The organism is Bacillota bacterium, assembly GCA_013177945.1.
GTDB lineage: Bacteria > Bacillota > DSM-12270 > Thermacetogeniales > Thermacetogeniaceae > Ch130.
Map to the genome: position 1 here is coordinate 17,741 of JABLXW010000017.1, position 12,037 is coordinate 29,777.

General features: G+C 54.9%; 14 protein-coding genes and 1 pseudogene. 10 read left to right on the forward strand and 5 right to left on the reverse strand.

All coding sequences use genetic code 11. The annotated features are described in order from the left end of the window. Positions 1 to 113: 113 nt before the first annotated feature. On the reverse strand, positions 114 to 866 hold the full coding sequence (locus HPY58_11490) for a DUF72 domain-containing protein (GenBank protein ID NPV30246.1): 753 nt from the start codon (positions 864 to 866) through the stop codon (positions 114 to 116). Between the two features lie 192 nt (positions 867 to 1,058). Between HPY58_11490 and HPY58_11495 the strand changes: the two are divergent. From HPY58_11495 to HPY58_11515, 5 genes and pseudogenes are all read left to right on the forward strand, one after another. Beyond that, a pseudogene (locus HPY58_11495) lies at positions 1,059 to 1,307 on the forward strand (TIGR04076 family protein). Between the two features lie 24 nt (positions 1,308 to 1,331). Next, the gene (locus HPY58_11500; GenBank protein ID NPV30247.1) at positions 1,332 to 1,814 is read left to right on the forward strand and encodes an NUDIX hydrolase; all 483 of its coding nucleotides are present in this window, start codon (positions 1,332 to 1,334) and stop codon (positions 1,812 to 1,814) included. A 31-nt stretch (positions 1,815 to 1,845) separates the two neighbouring features. Next, the gene (locus HPY58_11505) at positions 1,846 to 2,601 is read left to right on the forward strand and encodes an SAM-dependent methyltransferase (GenBank protein ID NPV30248.1); all 756 of its coding nucleotides are present in this window, start codon (positions 1,846 to 1,848) and stop codon (positions 2,599 to 2,601) included. Further along, complete coding sequence (locus HPY58_11510) at positions 2,574 to 3,692, forward strand: Nif3-like dinuclear metal center hexameric protein (protein ID NPV30249.1); 1,119 nt, start codon at positions 2,574 to 2,576, stop codon at positions 3,690 to 3,692. Before HPY58_11505 ends, HPY58_11510 begins: the two co-directional genes overlap by 28 nt. A 106-nt stretch (positions 3,693 to 3,798) precedes the next feature. Beyond that, positions 3,799 to 4,206, forward strand: coding sequence for a ribonuclease HI family protein (locus tag HPY58_11515; protein ID NPV30250.1), 408 nt, complete (start codon positions 3,799 to 3,801; stop codon positions 4,204 to 4,206). Here HPY58_11515 and HPY58_11520 read toward each other — a convergent pair. Beyond that, positions 4,189 to 5,229 carry a bis-aminopropyl spermidine synthase family protein gene (locus HPY58_11520; protein NPV30251.1) on the reverse strand — a complete coding sequence of 347 codons (1,041 nt, stop codon included), beginning with the start codon at positions 5,227 to 5,229 and terminating at the stop codon, positions 4,189 to 4,191. The genes HPY58_11515 and HPY58_11520 overlap by 18 nt on opposite strands. Positions 5,230 to 5,309: 80 nt before the next feature. On the opposite strand from HPY58_11520, the gene HPY58_11525 reads away from it, so the two are divergent. Together HPY58_11525 and HPY58_11530 are read left to right on the forward strand one after the other, a co-directional pair. Continuing rightward, positions 5,310 to 6,458, forward strand: a complete 1,149-nt coding sequence (locus HPY58_11525; GenBank protein ID NPV30252.1) for an iron-containing alcohol dehydrogenase — start codon at positions 5,310 to 5,312, stop codon at positions 6,456 to 6,458. Between the two features lie 82 nt (positions 6,459 to 6,540). Continuing rightward, positions 6,541 to 7,788 carry a tyrosine--tRNA ligase gene (locus HPY58_11530; GenBank protein ID NPV30253.1) on the forward strand — a complete coding sequence of 416 codons (1,248 nt, stop codon included), beginning with the start codon at positions 6,541 to 6,543 and terminating at the stop codon, positions 7,786 to 7,788. A 333-nt stretch (positions 7,789 to 8,121) separates the two neighbouring features. Here the strand turns inward: HPY58_11530 and HPY58_11535 are convergent, their stop codons facing one another. Both HPY58_11535 and HPY58_11540 read right to left on the reverse strand, forming a co-directional pair. Continuing rightward, positions 8,122 to 8,667: a hypothetical protein gene (locus HPY58_11535; protein NPV30254.1), complete on the reverse strand. Its 546-nt coding sequence runs from the start codon at positions 8,665 to 8,667 to the stop codon at positions 8,122 to 8,124. Between the two features lie 103 nt (positions 8,668 to 8,770). After that, positions 8,771 to 9,466, reverse strand: coding sequence for a hypothetical protein (locus HPY58_11540; GenBank protein ID NPV30255.1), 696 nt, complete (start codon positions 9,464 to 9,466; stop codon positions 8,771 to 8,773). Positions 9,467 to 9,799: 333 nt separating this feature from the next. Between HPY58_11540 and HPY58_11545 the strand changes: the two genes are divergently transcribed. Together HPY58_11545 and HPY58_11550 are read left to right on the forward strand one after the other, a co-directional pair. Next, the gene (locus HPY58_11545) at positions 9,800 to 10,036 is read left to right on the forward strand and encodes a hypothetical protein (GenBank protein NPV30256.1); all 237 of its coding nucleotides are present in this window, start codon (positions 9,800 to 9,802) and stop codon (positions 10,034 to 10,036) included. Next, a complete protein-coding gene (locus tag HPY58_11550; protein ID NPV30257.1) occupies positions 10,033 to 10,449 on the forward strand; it encodes a type II toxin-antitoxin system VapC family toxin in 417 nt (138 codons plus the stop codon). The genes HPY58_11545 and HPY58_11550 overlap by 4 nt, the downstream gene beginning before the upstream one ends. Positions 10,450 to 11,386: 937 nt before the next feature. Here HPY58_11550 and HPY58_11555 read toward each other — a convergent pair. Beyond that, positions 11,387 to 11,542, reverse strand: a complete 156-nt coding sequence (locus tag HPY58_11555) for a DUF4367 domain-containing protein (protein NPV30258.1) — start codon at positions 11,540 to 11,542, stop codon at positions 11,387 to 11,389. A 49-nt stretch (positions 11,543 to 11,591) separates the two neighbouring features. Between HPY58_11555 and yunB the strand changes: the two genes are divergently transcribed. Further along, a partial coding sequence (gene yunB / locus HPY58_11560; GenBank protein ID NPV30259.1) for a sporulation protein YunB occupies positions 11,592 to 12,037 on the forward strand: 446 nt, incomplete at its 3' end.

Below are 12,037 nucleotides of genomic sequence, written 5' to 3' on the forward strand. Positions count from 1 at the left end.
AGATTTGATAAAGGTTGAAATTAATAAAAGTATCTAAATATCTAGATAAATAAATTATAAAACATAAAAAAGGAAAAAGCAATCGAAATTTGAGCTGAGGATCGGCCGGGGGATTATGCTTCCTGCCGGGCCCGGGTCAGGGAGATCAGGTCCCGGGCGTTGGCCACCGCCCAGCCTCCGGCATCGTTGTTGAAGTAGGCGTAAACATCCCTGCCGCTCTCCAGCCACTCCCGGATTCTTTTGGCCCAGCGTTCCAGTTCTTCCTTTGTGTAGCACGAAGTATAAACCTTCTCGCTTCCGTGAAACCGCAGGTAGACGAAGTCTGCAGTCACCTCAAGGGTCTGCGGCCACCTGGGGGAGTCCGCAATGCAGAGGCCGAAGTTGTTTTGGTGCAGGATTTCGTAAACCTCAGGGGAGAACCAGGAATTGTGGCGGAATTCAAAGGCGTGCCGTGCGGCGCGCGCGGTATCGTTGCCCTGTACCAACCTGCAGAATTCGGCGAGGAGCCCGGGGTCCCCCCGAAGGCCCGGGGGCAGCTGCCAGAGGACCACCGCGAGTTTTTCCTGGAGTTTTTCTGCCCGGCCGAAGAAGGCGGCAAGGGGTTCTGCGACATCCCTCAGGCGTTTTATGTGGGTGATCATCCTGCTTCCTTTGACGGCAAACCGGAAATCTGGAGGGGTGCTGTCATACCAGCTGGCGAAGGTCTTGGCCAGGGGGAGGCGGTAAAAGGTAACGTTCAGCTCTACCGTGTTGAAATGGGCGGCGTAGAAGTTCAACCACCGGCGGCCGGGAATTTCCTTTGGGTAGAAGGCCCCCCTCCAGTGCGGGTAGTTGTAGCCGCTGGTACCAACGCGCAAATCGGCCACGTGCCCACCCTCCTTTCGGCTTTTTCTTGACCTGGTTTCATTATACCTCTAAAATTGGAAGCAGAACAGCAAGGACTGTTTTTCCGAAGGGTGCCGGGTTGCAAAAAAGGCCGGAGCCGGGGGCGCGGGGAGCGGAGCGGCTTGGAGGAATTCAAGGTGGCGCAAACCTTAAAGATCGAAGTGGTAAAGGTAATGGGGAGCTGCCCTGTTTACCGGGAAGGGGATTGCTTCTATATTGAGGACGGCTACCGGTTGCGGCCGGGGCCAGGGCAGGCTCTCTGCATGCACGGGCTGTCCTCCCTGATGCCTTACTATGCTGCCCTTTCCCGGGGAATCAGGCCGGAAGAGCTGGGTCTTGCCTCTGCTGCGGGGCCCGGGGCCTACCTCCAGTGCCCTGATCCCTGTGCTTACACAGGAGGGGGGACCGTAATTTTTCGCGTTCTTCCTGGAGCTGCCTCTCACGTTTTGGAAGGCGTCCGGTCCAGTTCCCGGGCCTACCCGGCGCGCCCCCTGGTAGGAGTGGGGGGCGTAGTCTTGAAGGGAGAGGAGTTGTTGCTTGTCCGGAGGAGCGCGCCACCCAGCCAGGGGCTGTGGAGTTTTCCTGGAGGAGGCGTGGAAATCGGGGAGGAACTGGCCGAGGCCCTGAAAAGAGAGGTTCGCGAGGAATGCGGCATTTCCATTGAAGTTGGGCGCATCGTGGGTGTTTTCGATTTAATCTACCGGGATCCGGGGGGAGGGGTTGCATACCACTACCTCCTGGTTGATTTTCTGGCCAGCTACCTGGAAGGCGACCTCAGGGCCGGCTCGGATGTTGCGGATGCCGTTTGGGTGCCTTGCAGGGAAGCCCTGAAATTTGATCTGGCCGAGGGGGCCAGGCAACTCCTGATGTTTTTGCAGGGCAGCGGCCTTAAAAATTCGGATCTTTTTTACGGACGCATCGGAACCTGATAAGTCTTTTAAAAAACCGGGAGGGAGGCGCTTGAAATTACCGGAGAGGCTTGCCCGGATCGCGGCCTATGTCAAACCGGGCGCCATCGTAGCCGATATCGGAACAGATCACGCTTTGTTGCCTGTGTACCTGATAAAACAGGGCATTTCCCCCAGGGTGATCGCCGGCGAACTCCACCCCGGCCCCTTGGAGGCAGCCCGCTCGACGGTTGCCTTTTACGGTTTGGAAAAGCAAATTCAAGTCAGGGAAGGGGACGGACTTCAGGTCCTGCAGCCTGCCGAAGCAGAGACTGTGGTGATTGCCGGGATGGGAGGCGCAAAAATCAAGGACATCCTGGAGGCTTCTCCGGCCGTGCTCGAAAGGGTGAAGCGTCTTATCCTGCAGCCCCTGGGGGGCTCGGGAATTTTGCGCAACTGGCTGTTGAGCAACGGCTGGCTGCTTGTGGACGAAGATCTGGTTTTCGAAGGGGGACATTTTTACGAGATCATCGTCGCCGAACCAGGCTCCCCGGGAGGTGGAGAAAGAAAGGAGGGGGGAAGCCTCGGGAATCCTGACTCTGATTTGGAATCAAGGCTGCATCTCGAATTTGGGCCCAGGCTTTTGGAAAAAAGGCATCCCCTCCTTGTTCCTTTTCTGGAAAAGCAGGTTCGAGAGATGGAAAATGTGGTTAGAGCCCTGGAGCGTGCCAGGACCCCCGCGGCCCGGCAGATGCAACGCGAGTGGATTCGCAAGATTGAATTCTTTAAGAAGGTGATCGCATGCCAGTTAGATGCGAAAAGCTCATAACCTGGCTTGAGGAGTGGGCGCCGAAATTCCTGGCGCAGGAAGGGGACCGCACCGGCCTCCTTATCGGCTCGCGTTCCGGTGTGATTGAAAAGGTTCTGGTGGCTCTCGAAGTTACGGAAGAAGTGGTAAACGAGGCGGTGGATGTGGGGGTGCAGCTCATTGTCTCGCACCACCCCCTTTTCCGCGATCCCCTCTCCTCTTTGCCCTTTGACACCTTCCCCACTTCTTTAATTGCCCGGCTGGTGCAGGCTGGCATCCATCTCTACGTGGCCCATACCAATCTGGATGCAGCCCCTGGTGGGGTCAGCGACGTGCTGGCCCGCCGCCTGGGCCTGGCGGAGCTCGAACTCTTGCTGCCGACGCGTATCGAGAAGTTATATAAGGTTGTTGTCTTCGTTCCTCAGGGGTACGAAGATGCCGTGCGTGAGGCAATGTGCAGCCGGGGAGCGGGATGGATCGGGAATTATTCGGAATGCACTTTCCAGACCGAAGGCACCGGAACCTTTCGCCCGCTTCCCGGGTCCGATCCCTTCCTGGGTCGGGTGGGGGAACTGGAGAAGGCCCGGGAGTTCAGGCTGGAAACCATTGTCCCCGAGGAGAAGCTTTCCCGGGTTTTAGAGGCAATGCTGCAGGCCCATCCCTATGAAGAGGTGGCCTACGATGTTTATCCTCTCTGGAACCAGGGACGCTGCTACGGCTTCGGGCGGGTGGGGAAGCTGCCGGAGCCCGTTTCGCTTGACCGCTTTGCCGGAGAAGTTAAAAGGTTGCTGGAGTTGAAAATGGTGCGGGTGATCGGAGATCCCGGCAGGATCGTCAAGAAAGTGGCGCTTTGCGGGGGGAGCGGGATGTCCCTTCTCGCCCGGGCGCTGAAAGCCGGCGCCGATGTCTACCTTACGGGAGATGTCAGGCACCACGAGGCCCTTGAGGCAAAGGCGCACGGGATTGCTGTTGTTGATGCCGGGCATCACGGAACGGAGTGGGTGGTTGTCCCCGTCCTGGCCGGTTACTTGCGAGAAAGGGCAGAGAAAGAAAAAGTGGAGCTGGAGGTTCTGGTTTCCCGGGTCAACACAGATCCATTTCTATATTTTTAAAAATTTTAAAAGTGGAACGTCCTCTGGAAGGTCGCTTGCGGTGAGTTGACCGGAGAGCAGGGCTGCGGAAAGATAGGGAGGAACATCGATGCCGCACCAGAAAAAATTGGTTTTTTATATAGACGGCGCCTCCCGGGGGAATCCCGGGAGGGCCGGGGCGGGAGTTGTTGTCTGCAACGAGGCCGGGCAAATAATAAAAGAGAGAAAGGAGTACCTGGGAAAGGCAACCAACAACGTTGCGGAATACCGCGCCCTGCTGCTTGCGTTGCAGGAAGCCCTGGCGCAGGGCGCCACTCAAGTCGAAGTCTATACGGACAGCGAGCTTCTGGCGCGCCAGTGGAACGGGGAGTACCGCGTCCGGAGCCCGCACCTTGCTCCCCTCGTCCAGCAGGCGCGGTCCCTTTCCCGGGCGTTCTCGAGCTGCAAACTCAGTCACATCCCCAGAACGCAAAACAGGCGCGCCGATCTCCTGGCGAACCGGGCCATCGATGAGTCTTCAACTCCGGAGGGGTAAGGTGGCATGAGCCTCCTCGTCGAAGTAGAGTTCCCGGCCCAGCTGTACAGCCCCCCGGGTTAGAGGCCGCGGGTCCTGAACTGCTTCCAGCCGGATTAAGTTTGAGGTGTACCAGTTGACATCAGGAACGCTGAGGTTGAACGGGGAGGCCTCAATCACCGGGTAGTTTCGTTTAATAAAAGTGGAGCGCTCCAGGTCGTAGCAGTGAAAATTATAGATCAGGTCGGTGATTACGAAACCCATTTCCAGAAACATTTTCTGGATCGAGTACCATTTCTGGCGTGAAGCCTCCAGGTGGGTTAAGCCCAGATAGCCCGCGCTCTCCCTGCCTTTCAGGGCTTCGGTGCAGCGGGAGAGAAACAGTTTTAAACCGGGGAGTGTTTCCACAGGGTCGGTAAAAAAGGTGTCGTACTTGCCCGCGAGGCCGGCAGGGAGGGGCTCCCTGACGTCATATTTATACGTTTTGAGGTGGCCCCATTTCCGTTCTGCGGCTACCCGGTTGATAAAATCCAGGATGCGTTCGTCAATCTCCAGGACGGTGATCTCTTTGGGCAAACCGGTGAGCGCCACCGCAAGGCTCGTCAGATCATCATCCCCCAAAATGATGATTTTCTGGCCTTCCAGGTCGCCCCGGGCGTACATGAATGCCGCCCGGGCAACGGTAATTTCAGGTTCAATGTAGCCCTGATCGAACTCCGGGATGGCCTGGGGGCGGAAAGCCGCGATGCGGCAAAATTCCTGGGTTAGATTTTTAAAAAAGGACTCGAGAGAAATGCCGCGCCCGGCGCAGTGGGTGCATGTCACATTCTGATATGGGATTAAACCTTCTCTGCGCGCCGCTTCATTCCCCTTTTCGGTTAATTCCAGGAGATGATTTTTTTCCTTGACTAAATCCTGTTCAGCCAGGGAAGCAAGGGCCTGGGTATACCCTGCAAGGTGGGTGTTCTGGTCTCGAATCAACTGCCAAAAGCTTTTAGGTGAGTGTAGCAGGCTCCGCAGAATTTGTTTATGTACCCGGTTCATTTAGGATCCCTCCGCAAACATTTTAAGACCTGATCCGTTTTTTGGGCAAGTCCCTCTTGTTCTGGATTGGAGGCAGAAGAGTGCTTTTTGATTTGTTAGTTCCCCCGCGCATTATTTTTGGACCCGGAACTGCGGGGCGTTTAGGTGAGGAGGCGGCTCGTTTCGGACGGAGGCTCCTTCTGGTTACCGGGCGCCGCGCCCTTCAAGCAAGCGGGATGATTGACCGGATTCTCGCCCCTCTTTCTTCAGCAGAACTCGATGTCATTATTTTTAACGAGGTTCCTGCCGAGCCAACCCTTGAAGTGGTAGAGGCCGGTCTCGAAAAAGCCCGCCGCGCAAAGGTTGATTTCGTCGTCGGGGCCGGGGGAGGAAGCGTCCTTGATATTGCAAAGGCGGTGGCCGGTCTTTACCATGCGCAGGGGTCGGTGAAAGAATATTTCGAAGGACGGCCCGTTGAACAGGAGGGTATTTCCTGGCTTGCGGTTCCCACGACAGCAGGGAGCGGGGCCGAGGCTACCAGAAATGCCGTTTTGATTGATCCCGAAACCTGCCGGAAGCAAAGCATTCGTTGCGACATGTGGATGGCGGCAGTTGCCCTTGTGGATCCCGTTTTAACCATGACCATGCCGCCGGAGCTCACCGCGGTTACGGGAATGGATGCCTTAACCCACGCCTTCGAAGCCTATACCTCCCGCTGGTCGCATCCTCTTACGGAGGCGCTTGCCTTTGAGGCTGCAGTTCTTATCTGCCGGAACCTGTACACAGCTTACACGCGCGGGAATGACCGGGAAGCACGTGAAAAAATGGCATTGGGAAGTTTAATGGCCGGGATCGCGCTCAACAATGCCCGCCCGGGTGCGGCGCACGCCCTTGCCCACCCGGTGGGGGTCCGGTACTCCATCCCGCATGGTCTTGCCTGCGCCATTTTGCTTCCGTATGTCATGGAGTACAACCTGATTTTCGTTGAGGAAAAATTCGCCCGGATTGCGCAGGCCCTCGGGCTTGTTCCACCCGAAACTCCTTCGATTGAAGCAGCCCGCCGCCTTGTTTCATTTGTCGTTGCGCTGCGGGCCCGGCTCAAGATCCCCGCAAAGTTGAAAGATGTTGGTTTGCAGCAGGAGGATCTCTCTTCTCTGGCCGAAGCCGCGCTTGCGTCATCCTCTTTGGCTGCAAACCCCCGGGCCGCAGGATATTCCGACCTGGCGAAGATCCTCGAGGCCAATCTTTAAAGATTCCTTGTGTTAGTGATGAAAAAATGGTATTTTTATGCCCGGTGGATTAGTTTAACGTTAAAATTGGGAGGACTGGCTCGTGTCAAAACTGGTTCTGGATTTTGAAAAACAGTGGAAAACCATCAGCCGCGGTGCGGTTGAGATCATTCCCCAGGAGGAGCTTGTTCAAAAACTGCGGCGCTCTCTTGCGCAAAACAGGCCCCTCAAGATCAAATTAGGGCTTGATCCCACCGCTCCTGATATTCACCTGGGACATACGGTTGTTTTGCACAAGCTCCGCCAGTTTCAGGAGCTGGGCCACGAGGTCGTTCTGATTCTCGGCGATTTTACGGCCCGGATTGGCGATCCCTCCGGACGCACGGAAACACGGAAGCAGCTGACCGAGGCTGAGGTGATGGCCAATATGGCAACGTACAAGGCGCAGATCGGGAAGATCATCGATCTCGACCGGGCGGAGGTTGTTTTCAACAGCACGTGGCTGGCACCCCTCTCCTTTACCGAGGTGATTGAACTGGCGGCAAAGTATACCGTTGCCAGGATGCTGGAGCGGGACGATTTTGCACGCCGTTACCGGGAAGGCCTTCCCATCGGAGTCCATGAATTTCTCTACCCTTTAATACAGGCCTATGATTCTGTTGTGTTACGCGCGGATGTGGAAATCGGGGGAACCGATCAGAAGTTCAACCTGATGGTAGGTCGGGATCTCCAGCGGGAATACGGGCAGGAGCCCCAGGTGGCCGTTTTAATGCCTATTTTAGAAGGGCTAGATGGCGTTCAGAAGATGAGCAAGAGCCTGGGCAATTATATTGGAATTACCGAACCCCCGGAAGAAATTTACGGGAAAACAATGTCTATCCCGGACGAACTGATCCTCCGTTATTTTGAACTTGTCACACCGGTGGATCTGAACGAGATCCAGGAGATAAAAAACGGTTTGGCCGGAGGCTCCCTTCACCCCAGGGACGCCAAAATGAGACTGGCGCGCGAACTTGTTTCCTTATATTACGACGCTCAGGCCGCGCGGCATGCGGAGGAAGAGTTTATTGCCGTCTTTCAAAGAGGAGAAATGCCGGAAGAAATCCCGGAAGTGTTTTTGGACCCGGGAGAATTGGAGGACGGCGAGAGGATCTGGCTTCCCAAGCTCCTGGTAAAGGCCCGCCTGGCAAACAGCACCTCGGCAGGGAAGCGGCTGATCGCCCAGGGTGCGGTAAAAATCGAAGGGGAAAAGATCCTGGATGCCGATGCGGTTGTCCCTGTAAATAACGGCATGGTCATTCGCGCGGGGAAACGGAAGTTCGCCCGCATCTGTTTAAAGGGCACACCTTGATTCCTGCGATCCACTGCTTATCATGATAAGCACTTGCCGTCGACATTACTCGGAACCTGCTGTGCATCAAGTAACTTCCGCCGGCATGAGTGCCTTAGCGTGACCGCGTCTACAGGATCAGATCCAGCCTGAGTCGGGCGGAAGCTTGAAATTCGTCCTTTAAGGCGCGAAGTTTTACACTGGCGGCTGTCCTCTTTCAATTAGCCAGGTTTTTGAAAAGAAACCTCTCTCATAGGCATAAGAGCAAATAGGCACGGGGAGTTTTTGCTTAAGTTCCCTGAGGTAAAGCTCCCTTTCTATCGAATCAACCAGCGTTTGCAGGTGCGCTGCGACTCAACCCAGTTCCCTTTTCGCGTGCATTGAAATATCAAGGTAGCCGCCGATTTTGCCTTTAGGGTCTTTTACCGGGCCGGCGACGCACCACCAGTCCTTGAAGACGGCGCAGTAGTGCTGCTCGCCGCGTATGGCAACGAGGCGCTGGTGCTCCCGCGCCAGGGCCAGGGCGTTCGTCCCGCAGCTTTCCTCGGCGAAGACGGTGCCGGGCCTAACCCCGACCTCTTCAGCCGCAGCCAAAACCTCCGGAGCGGCGAAGATTTTGAGGGCTACGAGTTCCGGATCGCAGAGGATATAGATATATTCTCGCTGCAGACCGGCACGGTATACGGGGGTGATTACCCCTTCGGCAACGGCGATAAACGAGGCGCCGGCTTTCAGGCACGGCCCAAGCTCGGTTTCTGACAGGGTCCGCCGGGGCTTTATAAGGTCGGGCGGCACCTTCAGGGAGTAACAGCGGGCGTAAGACTGCGCCAACTCAGCCGGCGGGCAGAGATCGAGATGGTAATCTCCTGTCCTCGCTCCCGGTTTGGGCGAAAAAGGCAAGGCCATCCCTCCACCTGTCCCTGGTAGGAGACCGGATAACGGGCAAGTTTTGGCGGTCCCGGAGTGAATCCAGGGTTTCAAACGTAAGAAGTATTTCCCTTTGTTATATATGACTTTTCAGAAAGGGTTTTGGATCAGAACTGAAAATTTTTTTCAAAAAAAGAAACCCCGCCTGACGGGGTTGCAAATCAAAGATTTTCGAAAATTCTAATCGAGTTAGAGCAGTTCCAGAGAAGCGGCGACTTTTACTATTTCCTCTTGAGGAACCCGGGCAGAAATCTCCATCGTCCAGGTCCAGCAGATACAGAGAACCCTGGTCAAACAACCAGTCCAGCCTTTCAAAGACCAGGAATTTACCGTCAGGTGATGAAGACAACAGGTAGTCCGCCTGGGTGTTCTCCGGGGCGGTTACCGGCCGCTCCTCAGCATCTTTCCTGCACCATACCTGTTGACCGGGAACTCTCACTTCCTGCTGCCTGCCTTCTTCAAGCCAGGCCTGGTTTTCCCGGCCGCGGGCATAGAAGAGACACTGCCCGTTGTTCCCCCAGAAAGGACGGGTGTCTACCATACCAGCCTTGCCCAGGTCTTGTACCTGGAACCCGGAGTTCACTATGCTGACCACTTTCAGACGTTTATTGGTACTGGCTACGCGGTCGCATCCCGTTATACAAGCGAGCTGCCGGCTATCCGGCGACCAGGCCAGCCATTCCGGGTATCCCAGGGCATCTCCCAGCGTAAGAAGCGAGCGCGGGTTTTGCAGGTCAACCACCTGCGGGGGCGTGTCTGCCGTAGAAACCATTGCCCGCCGCAGCAGTTTCGAGAATGGCTACGGTTTCGGGTATAGTGTCGGGAATTTTGGCTTTGATGTCGCGAAGCCTTTCTGGATTTGTCAGCCAACCGGATGTCCTTTCTCAAACGATTTCTTCTAATTCCGGAGCATTAAGATATTGAGATTTACAGCTTCCCCGGCCCGGTAAGCCTGGCGATTTCGCAGTGCAGACGTAATAAGCCCTCTTCTTTCCTTTTGACGTAACAAGATTCCCGTAATAGTTGAGATCAGGGAGTTCCTTGTGGTACAATTCCTTGTGGTACAATTTTACAAATAGCACTGTTGTCTCTATACAGGACGTTTATGGAGGTGAAGGTGTTGCTAACCCCTGAAGTGAATGCAGACGAACTGAATTTGCCGGCAGAGATAGCGCGAAAACTGAAAGGTAAGCGAGTAACCATCGTGGAGGTGCGCGAGGGATTTCTTCTCAAACCCGTGGAAGATCCAATTCGTGAGGCGCGGGGGATTTTGAAGGGAAAGGGCTTTAACGTAGAAAAATACCTGCAGTCCAAGCAATTGGAAAAGGATCTGGAAACATGAGCGATTATTATGTGCTTGATGCCTGTGCCCTCATCGCCTTTCTGAACGACGAAGCTGGTGCGGATGTTGTGGAAGAACTGCTGCGGAAGTCTAATCATCATGAGCCCAATTTGTTCCTGCACCGGCTAAACCTGCTGGAGGTTTACTACGGCATCTATCGCGAAGTAGGCCCGGAGACAAGTGAACAGGTATTGGAAAAAATACGGGCACTACCTGTTATCGAAGTCACTGAGATCACCCAGGAGGTTTTTCTGGAGGCCGGCAGGTTGAAAGCGACTTACAGGTTGTCTTTAGCGGACTCAATAGCGGCCGCGGAAGCAAAAGTCCGCGGTGCCTGCCTTGTAACTGCGGATCACCATGAGTTCGACCTTATTGCTACCAGGGAAGACATCGCGTTCCGCTGGATAAGGTGATTCCTTACCTGCTCGGGCATACTGGCGTGGCTACCACCCAGATCTACACCCACGTGGCGCAGCCGCGGCTGCGCGAGGCGATTGAACAGTTGTCCTGAATCACGGAGTAACGACGCCTCTTCCTTGCGCCTCCGAGCCGCTGCCGGCGTCTGCATGCCACAGAGGGCATCACGGCTCATACCCCCTCTGTCACCCGAACCCACAGGTTGGCGAGACTGGGGTACGTGATGCGGTAAGTCTCGGAACCCTCGTCAAGCACCGGATTGGCCGAATCACCGTTCCAAAAACGGCAAAGTGGTAGTCATCTCCATGTCATCCATGTACGGAATTATCCCTCTCAATCTCCGGGCAAGAGGAATTCTTCTGACGTGGGGTGGGCACTAAGATAAGCGACACGCTCTGGGAACCGCTTGCGGAAAACTTCTTTCTGTGTCTGATAATCGACGAGGATGATTTCTTGCTGTTCCGCCCCGCAATAGGCAAAATATCTTTTGCCCCAGGCGAAAAACCGCCGCGGGGAAAAGAGCGTAATCCTGTCTTATCTCGCCGCCAAAAGGCGTGAACTTAAAAAGCATCACTTCTTTGCCCCGGCTGTCGCGCAAACACCCGGTCCAGACCAGTTTCAAGATCTTTAACCAGAACCACAGTCACCTGGTATTACTGAGTTTGCGGTTCCGCCTGATTTAGCTTTCCCCCGCTTGTGCAGATCATCTAAGATGGGTTAGATTCAACACACTTCCTGCAGCTTTTCAGGGTGTTTTTCTCACCCCCAATGTATGGTTGTATCTGAGGAGCCGGGAAATGCCTCCCAAGTTTCCCTTTGTTATATATGACTTTTCAGAAAGGGTTTTGGATCACGGAACTGAAAATTTTTCAAAAAAAAGAAACCCCGCCTGACGGGGTTGCAAATCAAAGATTTTCGAAAATTCTAATCGAGTTAGAGCGGTTCCAGAGAAGCGGCGACTTTTACTATTTCCTCTTGAGGAACCCGGGCAGAAATCTCGTACCGGATGCCTCCCTTGCTCCAGATTACTTTGCTCCAGCCATCTTTCTGGCGGTAAAGGAGTTTTGCTGGTGCACCCCGGATGTTGATTCACCTTCCCTGCATTCTCTTCATATAATGGAGGTATGCCGGGGAGGAGGTGGCAGCATTGCGGCGCCGTACCTCAGGCCTCAAAATAGGTTTGCTCCTCTTTTTTGCAGCGCTCGGTTTGTTTTCTCTCACTTTTTTTATCTTCGAAAACAATCTCAAGCCCACAATTCGGGAGATTGCGGAGGCCAAGGCCCGCTGGGTGGCAACGGAAGCGGTGAACAACGCCATCAAACAAAAAATTGCGGAGTCGGTTGACTACCACGAATTAATTTTTGTTCATAAAGATAGCCAGGGACGGATCGTCCTGATGCAGCCCAACATCGTCCGGATTAATCGCCTGGCTTCCGACACAACACTGGCAATCCAAACCACTTTAAAAGAACTGGCTGATGACCAATTCTTTATTCCTGTAGGGCAGGTTCTGGGGAGCCAGTTGCTGGCCAACTACGGCCCTCGCATCAGGGTTTCCATTTGTCCGGTCGGTACCGTACGGAC

Bases quoted from the DNA above. Each gene is read 5' to 3' on its own strand.
- HPY58_11545 (NPV30256.1), top strand. From the start codon at position 9,800: ATGGAGGTGAAGGTGTTGCTAACCCCTGAAGTGAATGCAGACGAACTG.
- HPY58_11550 (NPV30257.1), top strand. From the start codon at position 10,033: ATGAGCGATTATTATGTGCTTGATGCCTGTGCCCTCATCGCCTTTCTG.
- HPY58_11540 (NPV30255.1), bottom strand. From the start codon at position 9,466: ATGGTTTCTACGGCAGACACGCCCCCGCAGGTGGTTGACCTGCAAAAC.
- HPY58_11510 (NPV30249.1), top strand. From the start codon at position 2,574: ATGCCAGTTAGATGCGAAAAGCTCATAACCTGGCTTGAGGAGTGGGCG.
- HPY58_11520 (NPV30251.1), bottom strand. From the start codon at position 5,229: ATGAACCGGGTACATAAACAAATTCTGCGGAGCCTGCTACACTCACCT.